This is a genomic window from Alteribacter lacisalsi, from assembly GCF_003226345.1.
Taxonomy (GTDB): domain Bacteria; phylum Bacillota; class Bacilli; order Bacillales; family Salisediminibacteriaceae; genus Alteribacter; species Alteribacter lacisalsi.
The window spans coordinates 1,062,808-1,079,334 of record NZ_PDOF01000001.1 but is presented as its reverse complement, the minus strand read 5'-3'; the positions used below and the strand labels follow the sequence as shown (position 1 = coordinate 1,079,334).

Genomic DNA, 16,527 nt, shown 5'->3' with positions numbered 1-16,527 from the left:
TCCTCTTTCACGTTCATCCTCCTATTCTTCCGACAGCCACGTGCGTACCAGTTTCGAAAACTCTTCCGGCTTTTCACGGGCAAGCTTTTCAAGCTGTTTACGTCTGACCTTCTCTTCGGAATCCTGTCTTTCACCAATGTCCGCCGAGTCTGCTGCCTGTTCATCGATCACGAAACTGCCGCCCGCCTCTGTTTCTGTGTTTCTCCTCCGCAGAAGAAGAACGGCAAGGAGGATCACGACGGCTGCCAGTACGGCCGGTATAACCCAGTTCCACCATGACTGGCCTCCCTGAACGGGATCCGGTTCCGGACTGCCACTGAACTGCTGGGCCGATACAAAGATTCTTTCATCAATATCAGTATCCGCCCAGGTGGCCAGCACATCATTCGAAATGGATGTTCGTACCACCTGGCTGAGAATCTCACTGATATCATCCAGGCGCCCCTGAGGCAGGGAAAGGGGGTCCTCCGGGTCAGGCGGTTCGACCATTACCTGAATGCCGAGATCCATAATCTGATAGGGACTTTCCTCAACCTCTCTTGTAATTCTGTTGAAATCGTGGTTGATTCGTTCCTCGATCCGCTCGTAATCCCCCTCACCGGTTGCGGCGAAGCCCGGATAACCCGGTATATCTGTTTCACCGGTACCGTCAATGCCGCCTTCTGCCGGTTCTTCTCCGGAGTATGTTTCTGTGATCCGCTCCACACTTACCGCCAGGCCTTCCATATTTTCTTCATCGACCGGTGTGACGAGTTCCTCGTATCTGTTCTCTCTAGTGAAATCTATATCGGTCGAAACGGTCACGAGCACTTTGTCAGGGCCCATCATCGTCCCCAGCATCTGCTGAAGCTGCCGCTGGATATCCCGCTCCACATCCTGCTGGATTTTCCGGTGCTGTTCGTAAATGGAAAGGGTGCTGTCTGCGGTTCCTTCATTCTGGAACTCGTAGTACCGGGACATCTGATCCATCATGACGATATTTTCTTCGGGAAGATCAGGTACACTTCGGGAAACCAGGTGATAGAGCGCTCTTACCTGATCCTGCTGAATCGACGACCCCGGTGCCAGGTGAAGGACGACAGAGGCAGAAGCCTGCTGATCTTCATCGTTCAGCCAATGACTCGGCTCTGGCAGTGTGACCATCACCTGCGCAGACTGAATACCATCCATACCTCGGATCAGATTTTCAAGCTCCGACTGGATGAGTCCACGTTCAATCACACTGAATTCCTTGTCCGTCGTTCCAAACCCCATGTTTTCCTGAAACGAGCTGTAATCGATAGACCCAGAGCGTGGAAGCCCCTCTGCCGCCAGTTCCACCTTCAGATTATCCACCATACCCGCCGGTACCTGAATAACCGAACCGGATTCGTCCACCCGGGAATCCACCCCTCTTGCATCGAGAACCGCTTTAACTTCTCCTGTTTCCTGCACAGTAAGATTCGTATAAAGAGGCGCATAGGACGTTCTCATCGTAAAAGCTATGATTACGATCAGAAACACCGTCGCCATGAGTACAGATCCTGCAAGAATACCCTTTTCCTTTTTAGTTCGTGAAGACCATGCATCGGCCGTTTTGCGCTTCCATGCTGATAATGTTTCGTTCATGGCTCCTCCCAGACTCTGTTTCCTTTTGACGGTGCCAAACCTCCGGCTTTGTGCCGGTCTAATTCGGTGTTCAGGAAATAAATTTGAAATTTCTTTAATAATTGCTTAATATTTCGTTCTTTTTGCCGATAAATTATGTAGCGCACCCCCTGAAAGTGTGAAGGGGAAGCGAAAGTATGTGAGTAGAAAACAGGAGACTTGCATCATCAGCAGGTGACTAAACCTGCATTCTCATCGTTTCCTGATAGGCTTCAATCACTTTGTTGCGAACCTCAACAGTTGTCTGAAGGGCAATACTTGCTTTTTGGGATGTGATCATAACATTGTGAAGATCCACATCTTCTCCGCGGACAAGCTTCGCAGTCATATCCTGTGAATCAATTTGTTTTTGGTTTACCTCTTCTATTGCACCGTTCAGCCAGTTGGCAAACGTCTCACCATCGTCTGCAGCAGTATTCGTTTTGATCTGGCTTCCTGTCGGGGCCATTAAAGATAAACCTGTTTTGCTTACCGGGTCCATTTTGTTCCCTCCCTCTTATCTTCCAATTTCCAGTGCTTTTAACAGTATGTTCTTATGTGCATCGAGTGCCGTTACATTTGCTTCGTACGATCGCGCTGCACTCATCAGGTCAACCATTTCCTTAAGGGGGTCCACGTTGGGCATTGCTGTAAAACCGTCTTCTCCAGCGTCGGGATGCTCCGGATTATAAATCTGTTTAAACGGTGTCTGATCCTCCACAATCCCGCTGATTTTAACGCCATTTCCTTCAGACATGCTGCCGCTCCGGTTAAGATAATCCGAAAAAGATCTGTTCTGCGGCTCCATTACTGTCATTTTCCGCCGGTACGGTTCCCATTCCCCGTTTACCAACCGTCCCCTCGATGTTTCTGCATTAGCCATGTTGGATGAAGTCACATCCATACGCAGCCTCTGTGCTGTAAGTGCAGAAGCAGAAATATTGAACCCCTTAAACATTGTGGTCTACCTCCCTTTTCCGAGTACCATCTGAATCGAGTTGAACCTTCCGTTCATCCGGTCTGACAGCGCCTGAAAATAGAGCTGATTTTCAGCCATTTTCGCCATTTCATAATCCAGATCAACGTTATTGCCGCTCTGATTCATCGAAGTTCCTCTGCTTTTCATAACAGTCGTATAATCTCCTATACTGCCTCCAAATTCCTGGTGGCGCGGATCAGTCCGATTCGCTGCGAATTTTTTACGATCTGAAGCATGCAGCATTTCGTCTTTAAAAAGTGTTTTCTCCGCCTTAAATCCAGGTGTATCTACATTGGCAATATTATTGGAGATTGTTCTCTGCCGGGTCATGGAAGCATTTAGTGCTGATTCCAGCAGCTGATTCGTTGAATTGTTAAGGATGTTCATACTGCGTATCACTTCCTCTTTAATCCTGCCGGATTCATAGTAATGTTCCGACTCATGCTGTAGGGCTTCCGCAGTGTACCTGGGTGCTCGTACATTTGGATGCCTCCGTCTAATCGTATTTTATAGAACAGCGCTGTTATTGTCTAACAGTGTTGAAATTTCTGTGAAAAAGACCTAATTTACTTTTTCAGGTGTACATTGTATCCAACAAGTGGTAAACAAATCCTTCGTTCACCCCCTCACATTACGCAGTTTTCTCTGTTTCACTCACGCCTTTAAAGAGAATAATTGTATACATGCTCGATTCAGGGCAGATTTCAGACAGTTTGACGGGATAACGAAGACGGGACTTTTGGCATAGTCTTTTTCTTTGTTGTTTCAGTCAGTTATAGATTTCATTTGCGTCAGCATGTCTAATCTCATTGCCGCCGTATGATCCAAAGTTCATTTAAGAGTCCTAATGACACGACGAACGAGGCTGGGACAAAACAGTCTTTGAAAAGTAATGAATGGGGTGATGAGACATACAGGCAGTGTACTTTCACAAGTTCACCGCCATCAAGGCAAATCCTATTTCGTGTACACATATTCGTTGATTGTTCAAAAATCACGAGACGCCTGCGGGAAAAGCAAGAGCTGCGAACGTTTCCTTCTTGAAAATGCTGCGAGGTGCTTCGACGCAGACAGCTGCGAAGCATACCTTGATGAGGAAGAAGCAGAAGTTCTTCACAGGCTAGCTGAACTCTTGTCCGCCGCAAGCGAGTGTATTTTTGAACAATCAACCGAACAAAATCATAATACAAGTAAGGGCCCTCACCGTCGGTGAGGGCCCTTCTATTTAGCTGAGTTTAGTCCCAGCCTCGTTTTCGAAAAATGAAACTTTAGTTTTTCATCTTATCCAGCTCAACAAGAAATTTATCGTTTAGAACTTTAATATATGTGCCTTTCATACCGAGGGAACGGGATTCAATAACCCCGGCACTCTCCAATTTACGAAGGGCATTTACAATTACTGAACGCGTAATACCGACACGGTCGGCAATTTTACTTGCAACGAGAAGTCCTTCATTCCCTTCAAGCTCTTCAAAGATATGTTCAACAGCTTCAAGTTCACTGTAGGAAAGAGAACTGATCGCCATCTGCACGACGGCTTTGGAACGGGCTTCCTGTTCAATTTCCTCTGTTTTTTCGTGGAGGATCTCCATTCCGACAACGGTAGCACCGTATTCGGCAAGAAGAAGATCATCATCATCAAACGAGTCCGAAAGACGGGCAAGAATAAGCGTGCCCAGGCGCTGACCGCCGCCCTGAATAGGGACAACAGTTGTCAGACCGTTCTCAAACAGATCGCGGTTCTCGACTGGAAAAGCAGTAAATTCACTGTCGATATCCAGATTGGAAGAGGTTTCTTCAACCTTGAAAAGTCCGGTTGTGTACTCTTCCGGGAACTGGCGGTCTTCCAGCATCTGCTTCATCCGCTCATTTTCAATTTCCTGTTTGATTGCATAGCCGAGCAGCTTTCCGCGGCGGCTTACAATAAATGTGTTGGCTTCGATTACATCCCGGAGTGTGACAGCGACGTCTTTAAAGTTGACCGCCTGCCCTCCTGTTTTCTGCAGTAATTCATTAATTTTTCTTGTTTTTGTAAGTAAATCCATAATAGATCCTCCTATAAAATATATTGGCTCAAGTCCCGGTTTTGCGCGACACTTTGTAATTTCTCTTCTACATATTGAGGTGTAATGACGACTTCTTCGAGATTGATATCAGAAGCTTCAAAGGAAAGGTCTTCAAGCAGTCTTTCGAGAATGGTATGAAGACGGCGCGCTCCGATATTTTCGGTTTCTTCGTTTACTTTTGCTGCAATTTCGGCAATCTTACGAATAGTTTCGTCAGAAAATTTTAAATGTATACCTTCGGTTTCAAGAAGAGCCTGATACTGTTTGATCAGGGCATTGTCCGGCTCTACAAGAATACGGACAAAATCGTCCACAGTCAAGCTTGATAGCTCAACCCGGATCGGAAACCGGCCCTGAAGCTCCGGAATCAGATCAGACGGTTTTGAAAAATGAAACGCGCCGGCTGCCACGAAAAGCATGTGATCGGTTTTTACCGGACCATATTTTGTCATTACCGTGGAACCTTCCACAATAGGCAGAATGTCCCGCTGTACTCCTTCACGGGAAACATCCGCGGACTGCTGCTGCCCCTTGCCGGCTACTTTATCGATTTCATCAATAAAAATCATTCCGTTCTGCTCAGCTCGGACCACGGCCTGCTGAGTCACTTCATCCATATCAATGAGCTTCTGTGCCTCATCATCTGTCAGAACTTTTCTGGCATCGCGCACAGGAAGCCGGCGTTTCTTTTTCTTTTTCGGCATCATGTTTCCGAGCATATCCTGCATGTTCATGCCCATCTGCTCCATACCTGACCCTTGGAACATATCCATGAAATTACCCTGCTGCTCTTCTACTTCCACCGAAACATAGTGATCTTCAAGTTCCCCCATAGCAAGCTGGCGGGCAATCCGCTTTCGGCGGTCCTTGATCCCTTCTTCTTCCTTTTGATCGGCCGGTTCCTGCTGGTTTTCCTGATTCCCTCCAAACAGCATTTCAAACGGATTCTTATAACCCGCATCCTTTTTAGCTGAAGGGACGAGCAGTTCAACCAGTCTGACGTTAGCATTCTGGGATGCCTGTTCCTTGACGCTGTTCATGCGCTGGTCCTTTTCAATACGAATGGACGTCTCCACGAGATCCCGCACCATCGATTCGACATCCCGGCCCACGTAACCGACTTCGGTAAACTTAGTTGCTTCTACTTTTACAAATGGAGCCCCGGTCAGTTTAGCAAGACGTCTTGCAATTTCAGTTTTACCGACACCGGTCGGTCCGATCATCAGGATGTTCTTTGGGGTAATTTCATCGCGGATGCTTTCATCAAGCTTTGACCGGCGGTATCTGTTTCTAAGGGCAACAGCTACGGAACGCTTGGCCCCTGACTGGCCGACGATGTACTGATCGAGTTTTTCCACGATCTGCCGGGGCGTAAAGGACTGACTCATCGTTTTCATCCTCCTGTCCAAACTTTACTTTATGACTTTATTTCTTCCACAATAATTTCATTGTTCGTATAAACGCAGATGTCTGAAGCGACCTCAAGGGCAGAGACGGCAAGTTCTCTGGCAGACAGGGAGTCACCGTGCTTCTTAAGTGCTCGGCCGGCAGCCAGTGCATAGCTTCCTCCTGATCCGATTGCAATAATTCCGTCGTCCGGTTCAATTACTTCCCCGGTACCGGCAATCAGGTAAAGGTCGGTCTTATCCATCACAATCAGCATCGCTTCAAGTTTTCTCAGCACCCTGTCACTCCGCCAGTCCTTAGCAAGTTCCACTGCGGCTCTTTTCAGGTTGCCGCTGTACTCCTCAAGCTTTGTTTCAAATTTATCATAAAGTGTAAAAGCGTCGGCAACAGAACCCGCAAAGCCCGCGACAACATTACCTCTGTAGAGCCTTCTGACCTTCCTCGCGGTATGTTTCATTACAACGGCGTTTCCAAACGTCACCTGCCCGTCACCGGCCATGGCGGCGGTCCCGTTATGGCGTACAGCAAATATCGTTGTTCCTCTGATTTGATCCATTCAAAGTCCTCCTGTCGTGTTACCTGAAACGGTCCGGTTAAATCACATTCACACAAAAGATAATCAGGCTCTCGGGTGAAACCTGGTGATTGTATCCTTAAGGCGGTCGGTCGTAACATGGGTATAAATCTGCGTTGCAGAGAGACTGCTGTGTCCGAGAAGCTCCTGGACTGTCCTCAGATCTGCACCGGCATTCAGCATATGGGTTGCAAATGTATGTCTGAGCACGTGGGGGCTCATCCGCGATTTCAAAGAGGCGTCCTCCACAAGCTTGTTCAGAATGGTTCTGATACTCCGGTCCGAAAGTCTGTTTCCTCTGAAGTTGAGGAAAAGTGCTTCCTCTTCTTTTTTTGATTCCTGCAGTTTAGGACGGGCGCTTTGAATATAATGATCAATCGCTTCAAGGGCAAACCCGCCGGCAGGTACATAGCGCTCCTTACGGCCTTTCCCTCTCACGAGGAGAATGCCTATATCAAAATCAAGATCTTTCATATCAATTCCTGCGCACTCGCTTACTCGAATTCCCGTTGCATAAAGAAGTTCTGCAATCGCCAGATTTCTCATCCCAAGCGGGGAGGATACATCGGCTGACTCAAAGATCGCCTTCATTTCCTCTTCATAAAAAAAAGTTGGAAGCCTCGACCCGCTTTTCGGCGTGGAAGCAAGCACGAAAGGGTTGCTTTTTATCCGTTCTTCCCTTACGAGAAAACGGTAAAACGAACGGAGGGCAGAAATTTTGCGTGCCGCGGTTTTTCTTGCGTATTCCTTTTTATGTAAAACCGCCAGGTAGTCTCTCACATCTGCATACGAAACAGCAGCGAAACCGGCTTTCGGCTGCTGCTTGAGAAACATGTCAAATTCCAGAATATCAGCACGGTAATTATTTACAGTGTGCACTGAAGCGTTTCTTTCAATCTGCAGATAACGGACAAAATGTTCGATCCAGTCACTGGACATAAACGGATTCACCTTTACTTTCGATTGTGAGTTCCGGTTACTAAAGGGAACTTCTGATCACGAAGAGCTACTAAATCGTATCACAATTCAGCAGCTCTTTCAATAAACTTTACAATTTTTTCACAAAATTCTGAATTGTTCCCAATGCGCGCTGGCCATGGGCTTCATACCGTTCTTTTTTATTCCTGATTCTTTCCTCAAACGGCGGAAGCAGTCCCATATTCGCATTGATCGGCTGGAAATTATCCGGATTGGCGGTGGTAATGTAGTTCGCCATGGCTCCGGTCATCGTTTCATCGGGGAATTCAACAGGCGCTTCTCCCGATACCAATCTGGCTGCATTGATTCCGGACACAAGACCCGCCGCAGCACTTTCCACGTATCCTTCAACACCTGTCATCTGTCCTGCAAAAAACAAATCATCACGGTCCTTATACTGATACGTCTTACGGAGCAGGTTTGGCGAGTTTACGAACGTGTTTCTGTGCATCACGCCATAACGGACAATTTCAGCATTTTCGAGTCCCGGAATTAGAGAGAATACTTCTTTCTGCGGGCCCCATTTCATGTGGGTCTGAAAGCCGACAATGTTGTAGAGCGTACCTGAGCTGTTATCCTGGCGCAGCTGGACGACGGCATAGGGCCGTTTCCCGGTTTTCGGATCCTCAAGGCCGACAGGCTTCATCGGTCCGAAAGTAAGGGTTTTCCTGCCGCGGCGCGCCATCACTTCAATCGGCATACAGCCTTCGAAAAACATTTCCTTTTCAAAATCTTTAACCGGAACCGTTTCCGCACTGATCAGTGCCTCGTAAAACCGGTCAAACTCCTCTTCTGTCATTGGACAGTTCAGGTAGGCAGCTTCGCCTTTGTCGTATCGTGATTTGAGATAAACTTTATCCATATCGATGGAGTCCGTTTCCAGAATCGGCGCAGCAGCATCATAAAAATAGAGATACTCCTCACCTGTAAGTGCCTTTAGTTCATTAGAAAGAGCTTCGGAAGTGAGCGGGCCTGTTGCAATAATCGTAGGCCCATCCGGAATTCGGGTCATTTCTTCTGTCATCACCGTTACATTTTCATGTCCCTTTACACGGTCGGTCACTAGCTGGGCAAATTCATGGCGGTCCACCGCAAGTGCCCCTCCTGCAGGAACAGAACAGTCGTCTGCCGACCGGATAATAACCGAATCAAGGGTGCGCATCTCTTCCTTAAGAATACCGACTGCATTTGCCAGTCCATTCGCACGAAGTGAATTACTGCAGACAAGTTCTGCAAATTTATCTGTATGGTGAGCCGGTGTCTGTCTGACAGGACGCATTTCGTACAGATGAACCTGCACACCTCTTCTGGCTAACTGCCAGGCGGCTTCGCTTCCAGCAAGACCGGCACCAATCACATTAACATGCTGTGTCATACTTATCCCTCCTCTTGCCTATACGTTCGCTAATATACAGCAACACCGGTGCAATTGCAACATTTAGTCAGCGCTGCTGCAAAAAAAGAACCGCTGAAAGTCATCCTCCTTCAGCAGTTCCCCATTGATCCTTCAGTTTTCTTCTTCTTTATAATCGCATTCCGAGCACTGAACATGCTTGCCTTTTTTCGTCTTTTTCTCAACGAGCATTTTTGAGCATTTCGGACATGTCCTTGCGATCGGTTTATCCCAGGAAATAAATTCACATTCCGGGTATCTGTCGCAGCCGTAGAAGATTCTCTTTTTCTTGCTCTTCCGCTCGACAACGTTGCCCTCTTTACACGTTGGGCATTTGACCCCTACGTCCTTCACGATCGCTTTTGTGTTCCGGCATTCAGGGAAGTTGGAGCAGGCCATAAATTTACCGTACCGGCCCATTTTATAAACCATCTCATGACCGCACTTTTCACAGTCTTCACCGGCAGGTTCGTCACGGATTTCTACTTCCTTCATTTCTTCCTCAGCCGTTTTAAGGCGCTTTTCGAACTCTTCGTAAAACTGGCTGATAATCTGAACCCAGTTTTCTTTACCGTCCTCGATGGAGTCAAGATCCGCTTCCATCTGGGCGGTAAACTCCACATTAAGAATTTCCGGGAAAAACTCAATGATCAGATCCAGGACGATCGTTCCCAGTTCAGTCGGTACAAACCGCTTATCCTCAAGCGCAACATATCCCCTGCGCTGAATCGTATCAAGGGTTGGTGCAAACGTGGAAGGACGTCCAATGCCAAGTTCTTCGAGTGTTTTCACAAGCCGTGCTTCGGTGTATCGCGGAGGAGGCTGGGTAAAGTGCTGATTCGGCTCAATTGATTCCACATCGATCTGTTCGCCTTCCACAAGCTCAGGAAGCATCTTATCTTCCTCTTTTTTGCCATCATCCGTTCCTTCAATATAAACTTTCATGAAGCCTGGAAATTTAAGCTTGGATCCGGTAGCCCTGAACAGAACTCCGTTGTTTGTCAGGTCCACACTCATCGTATCCATCACTGCGGGGGCCATCAGACTGGCGACCAGGCGGTCCCAGATCAGTTTGTACAGTCTGTACTGATCCCTTGTAAGATATGGTTTAACCGATTTTGGATCCTTCATGACCGCAGTAGGGCGTATCGCTTCATGAGCATCCTGGGAGTTGGTGCTCTGTTTCGTTTTTACCCGCGAATCGTTTAGAAACTCTTTTCCGAAATTCGCTTCGATATAATCCCGGGTTTCATTTCTGGCCGTTTCCGAGATCCTGGTGGAATCTGTTCTCATGTAGGTAATCAGCCCATCAGTGCCGCCTTTTCCCACATCGATCCCCTCGTAAAGCTGCTGTGCAAGCATCATCGTTTTCTTCGCGCGGAAGTTAAGCTTTCTTGCTGCTTCCTGCTGAAGGGATGATGTTGTAAACGGCACTACAGGATTTCTTTTTCGTTCCTTTTTTGTAACCCTGTCAACATTCAGTGTACTCCCGGTAATTTTCCCGAGTACACGGTCTACATCTTCTTTTGTGCGTAATTCAGTCTTTTCCCCGTCTGTACCATAAAACTTCGCTTCAAACGGTTTTCCGCTCTTATTCAGTTTCGCTTCAACGGACCAGTATTCTTCAGGTTCAAAAGCCTGAATTTCCTTTTCACGGTCAATAATCATTTTTACCGCTACTGACTGCACACGGCCTGCACTCAGTCCCTTTTTCACTTTCTTCCATAAAAGAGGGCTGATATTGTAGCCGACCAGTCTGTCCAGAACTCTTCTTGCCTGCTGGGCATCCACTAAATTCATATTAATTGTTCGCGGTGTTTTAAACGAATCTTTTATGGCCTGTTTCGTAATCTCATTAAAAACAACACGGCATTTTGTCCCGTCATCAATGTTAAGGCTGTGGGCGAGGTGCCAGGCAATGGCTTCCCCTTCACGGTCCGGGTCGGCTGCGAGATAGATCTTTTTTGCTTTTTTCGCAGCTGTTTTCAATTCCTTAAGAATCGGCCCTTTTCCTCTGATCGTAATGTATTTGGGAGTAAAATTCTCCTCTACATCAACGCCCATCTGACTCTTGGGCAAATCAATTACGTGCCCCATTGACGCTTTTACAGCGTAGCGCTTACCAAGATATTTACCGATTGTTTTTGCTTTAGCCGGGGATTCGACGATCACTAAGTAATCGGACATACTGTTGTTCCTCCCCTTCAGAGGTAAAATCATTGCTTATAAGGCTGCATTAAAGACGGTTGCTGATTTCTGCTTTCTCACTTCCTTTGAAATCGGGCGTTTTTTTGCGCTCGTTCCCGGCAGCATATTAGAGATCATCAACATTGAGCTTTAACTGAGCCTTTTCATAAAATGAAATCCCCACTATTATTAACCACCTATTTACGGTTTGTCAAACACGAAACCGGAAAAAAACGGATATACAACTATTGTGAGGAAGTTATTACTGGTTTTTTTCAGACTTTTCCGACGTTCTCATCAGTAGTCAGTTATGCTCGTTTTTTTCGTTTTCATACATTTGAATCTCAAAATTCTTCAAGAATGTCATTCGAGCAGAGGACGGCTTTTGCCCCATCCTGAATCAGGCGAATACATCCGGCGGACTCTTTTTTTAACGGGGAGCCTGGGACGGCAAACACATCTCTCCCCTGTTCAAGTGCTGTGCCGGCCGTAATCATCGTTCCGCTCCGCTCACGGGCCTCAATGATCAGAACCGCTTTTGTAAGACCGCTGATAAGGCGGTTTCTTTCAGGAAACTGCCACTTGTTCGGCTTTTGCCATGGAGCATATTCGCTTAATAGAAGATTGGAGTGAGCTATTGTTCTCGCTAAGGATACGTTTGAGCGGGGATAGATATGATGAAAACCTGAACCGAGGACGGCTGCAGTCGGACTGTTCCAGGAAAGGCTGATTTCGTGTGCAAGCCGATCCACCCCTTCTGCAAGGCCTGAGACGATCAGAAACTTTCTTTTAAGTACAGGGGGGAGCAGAGTGTTCATGATTGCCAGTGCTTCTTCTGACGGCTTTCTGGGACCAATTACGGCAAGAGGAGAGACGTTTTTGAGGATAGATGGATCACCCTGGTAAAACAGGACAGCTGGGGGGTCATAAATCGTTTTCAGTAATGGAGGATACTCATTATCAAAAATAGTGAACCAGCCTGCCCTTTCCTTAGCGTATAGTTTTGGGAGATCAATCCGCCGAAGCTGCAGGTCTTTAAGGGTCCCGCATATTCTGCCTGCTCTGGATAAGGAAATTTTGCCCGCCTTTGCAAGCTGGCCGGGATTCATGTCAAACGGGGATGAAAGTTCAGGATCTGCATTGAGAAGCTGGTGCACAAAAGAAGCACCTGCCCCTGCGGCATGCTGCAGATAAAGGAGGCGTTCGCGGAGTGTATTCATTTTTTCTTCCTGCTTTCTTGTGAGATGGGGTAAATGGAGAGTCTGAAGGGGAATTAGATAAGGAAATAAGGAAAGGAAGCTCCCCCGAAGAGAACGGGGGAGCAAAGTACCTTTGATTTATTTATGTGTAACGCATTTTTCGTATATATCGTTATCTTTAAGAGACGCAATCAAAGTCTCCCCCATAACAGCAGGAGTTTGCGCGACTTTTACACCGCAGTTTTCAAGCGTCTTGATTTTTTCAGCAGCTGTGCCTTTACCGCCGGAAATAATCGCACCTGCGTGGCCCATGCGTTTTCCTGGAGGTGCAGTCTGACCGCCGATAAAGCCTACTACCGGCTTTTTCATGTTGGCTTTGATCCACTCTGCAGCTTCTTCTTCAGCTGTTCCGCCGATTTCACCGATCATAATAACAGCATACGTGTCATCATCTTCGTTGAACTGCTTGAGTACATCGATGAAGTCCGTTCCGTTAACCGGGTCGCCGCCAATTCCGACAGCTGTTGACTGGCCGATTCCTTCAGTAGAAAGCTGGTGAACAGCTTCGTAAGTGAGGGTACCAGAACGTGAGACAACACCTACATGGCCTTTTTTATGAATGTAGCCGGGCATGATACCAATTTTGCACTCGTCCGGTGTAATGACGCCAGGACAGTTTGGTCCAATCAGGCGTGTTTCTTTATCTTCAAGATAACGTTTCACTTTTATCATATCCGTTACAGGAATACCTTCTGTAATGGTAATCACAAGCTCAATTCCAGCATCTGCTGCTTCCATGATTGCGTCAGCTGCAAATGCAGGCGGAACATAAACGACAGAAGCGTTGGCTCCCGTCTGGTTCACTGCGTCACTTACCGTGTCAAAAACGGGGATGCCTTCAACTTCGGTCCCGCCTTTTCCTGGCGTTACACCGCCAACGACGTTTGTCCCGTACTCAACTGCCTGCTTTGTATGAAAAAGTCCTGTTGCACCGGTGATACCTTGTACAATAAGCTTAGTGTCTTTATTAATAAGGATACTCATCTGCTGTCCCGTCCTTTCTTACTGTTTCACTAGAGAAACGATTTTTTGAGCGCCGTCTGCCATTGAATCAGCGGCTGTGATGTTCAGTCCGGAATCTTCAAGAATCTGTTTGCCAAGCTCTACGTTTGTTCCTTCAAGACGGACAACGAGCGGAAGTTCAAGTCCCATTTCCTTTGTAGCTGCTACGACACCTTCGGCAATAATGTCGCACTTCATAATGCCGCCGAAAATATTTACGTAAATACCTTTTACGCTTTTATCCGAAAGGATAATCTTAAAAGCTTCGGTTACTTTTTCTTTCGTTGCACCGCCGCCTACGTCAAGGAAATTGGCAGGGTCTCCACTGTAATGCTTGATAATATCCATTGTTGCCATGGCAAGGCCTGCACCGTTAACCATACAGCCGATGTTGCCATCAAGGGCAATATAGCTCAGGTCGTGCTTGGACGCTTCAATTTCCTTTTCATCTTCTTCGTCAAGGTCACGAAGCTCAATGATGTCTTTTTGGCGGTAAAGGGCGTTGGAATCGAAGTTCAGCTTCGCATCCAGAGCCATTACTTTCCCGTCCCCAGTAGTTACAAGTGGATTGATCTCCGCAATGGAGCAGTCCTTTTCTTCAAACGCCTTGTATAGACCCATCATGAATTTGACCGCATCGCGGACAAGTTCTTTTGGAATGTTAATGTTGAACGCAAGACGGCGTGCCTGATACGGCATAAGACCGACAACCGGGTCGATGACTTCTTTGAAAATCTTCTCAGGAGTTTTTTCTGCCACCTCTTCAATTTCCGTTCCGCCTTCTTCAGACGCCATCATCGTAATACGGGACGTATCGCGGTCAACAACCACACCTACGTAGTACTCACTTTTAATGTCACAGCCCTCTTCGATAAGTAAGCGCTTTACTTCTTTACCTTCTGGACCCGTCTGGTGTGTCACCAGTGTTTTACCGAGAATTTCATCGGCATATGTACGCACTTCATCCAGATTTTTGGCAACCTTAACTCCGCCTGCTTTCCCGCGTCCGCCAGCATGGATCTGGGCTTTGACAACGGTTACATCCGTGCTTAGAGATTGGGCTGCTTCTACAGCTTCATCCACTGAATAAGCCACTTTTCCGTTAGGAACCGCGACACCGTAATTTCTTAGTACTTCTTTACCTTGATACTCATGGATATTCATTGCCATCCTCCTAACTTAATTGTGCATCGTAAATCATAATAGGAATTCGCTAAATCTTTCACAAACCCTTTTAAAAATAAAAATCTGTCCTTTTGTGTGGAAACGGCACCTGACTCAACTGTCTGGTTCCGTCACACAGCTTTTATTCTACTATACTTTTGTCTGTTTTGTGTCCCAATTGCTCAAATTTTTAAGGAAATTTGTTTTCCGGTTCAGAAGTCACCGGCAGAACAGCCAAGAACATTTTTTCGAATAAATCAGAAAATACCCCTCACTCGATCAGTTTCAGGCAGAATTAAACCGCCCTGAAACAGGGCGGTCAGAAAGGGCCGCGCCGGTCTTCCATAATCCCGGCATCTGTATGATCGTTATCTCGTTTATACATGTCCTCATTGTTGACAGCAGGGCCCATCATGGTATCTTCCAGCTCTTCACTGTCATAAGACGTTTTACCAGGAATACGGCTTTCCTGCCGAGCCGGACGGGCTGACTTTCGGCCTTTCTCCTGTTTCCTGTTAAGAGGCATTACTTTTTATCCTTCTTCATGCGGTCAAGAATACTTTTGGTCGCGTTCTGTGTAATCTGGTCTGATTCTCCGACTGAGCGGAAAACACCAAACTCCTCCGCAATTTCCTGACGGTAAGTATCCATGTACTCATCAAGCCCATCGACCAGCAGACCGTAACGTAACTGTTCATCTTTCTGCATCTCTCATACCTCCAGTAAAGTTAATTACACTTAGCATTAACAGGAATAAGAGAGGACAAACAGGAAAATGATTCCTTATTTTTCAGCTTCCTTGTACAATAGTGCTTCGTTACTTATTCATACAGGCTTTTACAGGTGCAAAGGATTTCCGGTGTTCCGGTGTGATTCCTTTTGTCCTGAGACCATCTACATGGTCTTTTGTTCCATAGCCCATATTGGATGCAAAAGCATAACCCGGATGTAGGCGATCCAGCTCTTTCATATAGTTGTCCCTTGTGACTTTGGCAATAACAGAAGCTGCCGCGATACTGATGCTTTTGGAATCCCCTTTGATCAGGGAGGTCTGCGGCGTATCAAGGGGAAGCTTCATCGCATCCAGAAGCAGATAATCGGCTTCTGCTGACATATTGGCTACAGCACGCATCATAGCGGTCTTAGTTGCTTCATAAATATTATCCCTGTCAATTTCCTGAACATCTGCTGTACCGGTTCCCCAGGCAATGGCATGGTCTTTTATGTATGCTGCAAATGATTCTCTCTGCGTTTCACTCAGCTTTTTGGAGTCAGTCAGTCCCGGCAGGAAAAAGTCGTGCGGTAAAATCACACTGGCTGCGATGACCGGCCCTGCCAGTGGTCCCCGTCCTACTTCGTCAATCCCTGCAATTGCCTTAAACCCCTGCCGTCTCATGTCATTTTCGCAGATGGACATTTCACGGAACTGGTCTCTCAACTGAATCTTTTTCTGAATTGTTTTTTCATAGGAAGCGAGAAGTTTCTGCACTCCTTTTCTTGAATCTTTCTTCAGTTCTTCCGTTAATGTCAGATCAGGTTCATTATGTTCGAGGAGGGTTTTAATGTCTGCTATTGACTTCTTTTTAATATCCAATCGTGATTCTCCTTTACTCCCAGCGCCTGTGTTTACCATCCGGGCAAGTCAGCGGACTTGCGGCTGAACTGACGGACGGTTAGACACATTATGATTTTCTGAAAACAGACTTATTCTGTAAGAAAACAGCCAAATAAAAAGAGACCGGGACAGAAGTGTTTTTTACAGACGAAAATCCGAACAATCCCTTTGCTGAGCACTAAATCGCTCCTGAAAACATACACCGCTTTCCGCAGGAAGCGGCTGAGCCTCCTGCAGGAGTCGGCGTATGTTTTTCAGGAGCTAGTCAGCTTTTTGT

16 protein-coding genes are annotated in these 16,527 nt (G+C 46.8%); all 16 read right to left on the bottom strand.

Annotation, left to right across the window (positions count from 1 at the left end):
* Positions 1-21: 21 nt before the first annotated feature.
* Positions 22-1,608: a flagellar basal-body MS-ring/collar protein FliF gene (fliF, locus tag CR205_RS05320; RefSeq protein WP_110517668.1), complete on the bottom strand. Its 1,587-nt coding sequence runs from the start codon at positions 1,606-1,608 to the stop codon at positions 22-24.
* Positions 1,609-1,825: 217 nt separating this feature from the next.
* Positions 1,826-2,128: a flagellar hook-basal body complex protein FliE gene (fliE, locus tag CR205_RS05315; RefSeq protein ID WP_110517666.1), complete on the bottom strand. Its 303-nt coding sequence runs from the start codon at positions 2,126-2,128 to the stop codon at positions 1,826-1,828.
* 15 nt (positions 2,129-2,143) lie between these two features.
* Entirely contained in the window at positions 2,144-2,584 is a 441-nt protein-coding gene (gene flgC, locus CR205_RS05310; protein WP_110517664.1) for a flagellar basal body rod protein FlgC, read from the bottom strand.
* Positions 2,585-2,590: 6 nt separating this feature from the next.
* A complete protein-coding gene (gene flgB / locus CR205_RS05305; RefSeq protein WP_110517662.1) occupies positions 2,591-2,992 on the bottom strand; it encodes a flagellar basal body rod protein FlgB in 402 nt (133 codons plus the stop codon).
* 881 nt (positions 2,993-3,873) lie between these two features.
* Positions 3,874-4,650 carry a GTP-sensing pleiotropic transcriptional regulator CodY gene (gene codY / locus CR205_RS05300; RefSeq protein ID WP_110517660.1) on the bottom strand — a complete coding sequence of 259 codons (777 nt, stop codon included), beginning with the start codon at positions 4,648-4,650 and terminating at the stop codon, positions 3,874-3,876.
* An 11-nt stretch (positions 4,651-4,661) separates the two neighbouring features.
* Positions 4,662-6,059, bottom strand: a complete 1,398-nt coding sequence (gene hslU, locus CR205_RS05295; protein ID WP_110517658.1) for an ATP-dependent protease ATPase subunit HslU — start codon at positions 6,057-6,059, stop codon at positions 4,662-4,664.
* 29 nt (positions 6,060-6,088) lie between these two features.
* The gene (hslV, locus tag CR205_RS05290; protein ID WP_110517656.1) at positions 6,089-6,634 is read right to left on the bottom strand and encodes an ATP-dependent protease subunit HslV; all 546 of its coding nucleotides are present in this window, start codon (positions 6,632-6,634) and stop codon (positions 6,089-6,091) included.
* Between the two features lie 63 nt (positions 6,635-6,697).
* Complete coding sequence (gene xerC / locus CR205_RS05285) at positions 6,698-7,591, bottom strand: tyrosine recombinase XerC (RefSeq protein WP_110517654.1); 894 nt, start codon at positions 7,589-7,591, stop codon at positions 6,698-6,700.
* Positions 7,592-7,700: 109 nt separating this feature from the next.
* On the bottom strand, positions 7,701-9,005 hold the full coding sequence (gene trmFO, locus CR205_RS05280) for an FADH(2)-oxidizing methylenetetrahydrofolate--tRNA-(uracil(54)-C(5))-methyltransferase TrmFO (RefSeq protein ID WP_110517652.1): 1,305 nt from the start codon (positions 9,003-9,005) through the stop codon (positions 7,701-7,703).
* Positions 9,006-9,137: 132 nt separating this feature from the next.
* On the bottom strand, positions 9,138-11,210 hold the full coding sequence (topA, locus tag CR205_RS05275) for a type I DNA topoisomerase (RefSeq protein WP_110517650.1): 2,073 nt from the start codon (positions 11,208-11,210) through the stop codon (positions 9,138-9,140).
* A 344-nt stretch (positions 11,211-11,554) separates the two neighbouring features.
* Entirely contained in the window at positions 11,555-12,430 is an 876-nt protein-coding gene (gene dprA, locus CR205_RS05270; protein ID WP_110517648.1) for a DNA-processing protein DprA, read from the bottom strand.
* A 117-nt stretch (positions 12,431-12,547) separates the two neighbouring features.
* Positions 12,548-13,453: a succinate--CoA ligase subunit alpha gene (gene sucD, locus CR205_RS05265; RefSeq protein ID WP_110517646.1), complete on the bottom strand. Its 906-nt coding sequence runs from the start codon at positions 13,451-13,453 to the stop codon at positions 12,548-12,550.
* A gap of 18 nt (positions 13,454-13,471) precedes the next feature.
* Positions 13,472-14,635 carry an ADP-forming succinate--CoA ligase subunit beta gene (sucC, locus tag CR205_RS05260; protein WP_110517644.1) on the bottom strand — a complete coding sequence of 388 codons (1,164 nt, stop codon included), beginning with the start codon at positions 14,633-14,635 and terminating at the stop codon, positions 13,472-13,474.
* Between the two features lie 319 nt (positions 14,636-14,954).
* A complete protein-coding gene (locus CR205_RS05255) occupies positions 14,955-15,161 on the bottom strand; it encodes a hypothetical protein (RefSeq protein ID WP_110517642.1) in 207 nt (68 codons plus the stop codon).
* Positions 15,161-15,343 carry a hypothetical protein gene (locus tag CR205_RS05250; protein WP_110517640.1) on the bottom strand — a complete coding sequence of 61 codons (183 nt, stop codon included), beginning with the start codon at positions 15,341-15,343 and terminating at the stop codon, positions 15,161-15,163. Before CR205_RS05250 ends, CR205_RS05255 begins: the two co-directional genes overlap by 1 nt.
* 109 nt (positions 15,344-15,452) lie before the next feature.
* Positions 15,453-16,223: a ribonuclease HII gene (locus tag CR205_RS05245; protein WP_110519693.1), complete on the bottom strand. Its 771-nt coding sequence runs from the start codon at positions 16,221-16,223 to the stop codon at positions 15,453-15,455.
* Positions 16,224-16,527: the final 304 nt, after the last annotated feature.

Bases quoted from the DNA above. Each gene is read 5' to 3' on its own strand.
- fliF (WP_110517668.1), bottom strand. From the start codon at position 1,608: ATGAACGAAACATTATCAGCATGGAAGCGCAAAACGGCCGATGCATGG.
- fliE (WP_110517666.1), bottom strand. From the start codon at position 2,128: ATGGACCCGGTAAGCAAAACAGGTTTATCTTTAATGGCCCCGACAGGA.
- flgC (WP_110517664.1), bottom strand. From the start codon at position 2,584: ATGTTTAAGGGGTTCAATATTTCTGCTTCTGCACTTACAGCACAGAGG.
- flgB (WP_110517662.1), bottom strand. From the start codon at position 2,992: ATGAACATCCTTAACAATTCAACGAATCAGCTGCTGGAATCAGCACTA.
- codY (WP_110517660.1), bottom strand. From the start codon at position 4,650: ATGGATTTACTTACAAAAACAAGAAAAATTAATGAATTACTGCAGAAA.
- hslU (WP_110517658.1), bottom strand. From the start codon at position 6,059: ATGAGTCAGTCCTTTACGCCCCGGCAGATCGTGGAAAAACTCGATCAG.
- hslV (WP_110517656.1), bottom strand. From the start codon at position 6,634: ATGGATCAAATCAGAGGAACAACGATATTTGCTGTACGCCATAACGGG.
- xerC (WP_110517654.1), bottom strand. From the start codon at position 7,591: ATGTCCAGTGACTGGATCGAACATTTTGTCCGTTATCTGCAGATTGAA.
- trmFO (WP_110517652.1), bottom strand. From the start codon at position 9,005: ATGACACAGCATGTTAATGTGATTGGTGCCGGTCTTGCTGGAAGCGAA.
- topA (WP_110517650.1), bottom strand. From the start codon at position 11,210: ATGTCCGATTACTTAGTGATCGTCGAATCCCCGGCTAAAGCAAAAACA.
- dprA (WP_110517648.1), bottom strand. From the start codon at position 12,430: ATGAATACACTCCGCGAACGCCTCCTTTATCTGCAGCATGCCGCAGGG.
- sucD (WP_110517646.1), bottom strand. From the start codon at position 13,453: ATGAGTATCCTTATTAATAAAGACACTAAGCTTATTGTACAAGGTATC.
- sucC (WP_110517644.1), bottom strand. From the start codon at position 14,635: ATGAATATCCATGAGTATCAAGGTAAAGAAGTACTAAGAAATTACGGT.
- CR205_RS05255 (WP_110517642.1), bottom strand. From the start codon at position 15,161: ATGCCTCTTAACAGGAAACAGGAGAAAGGCCGAAAGTCAGCCCGTCCG.
- CR205_RS05250 (WP_110517640.1), bottom strand. From the start codon at position 15,343: ATGCAGAAAGATGAACAGTTACGTTACGGTCTGCTGGTCGATGGGCTT.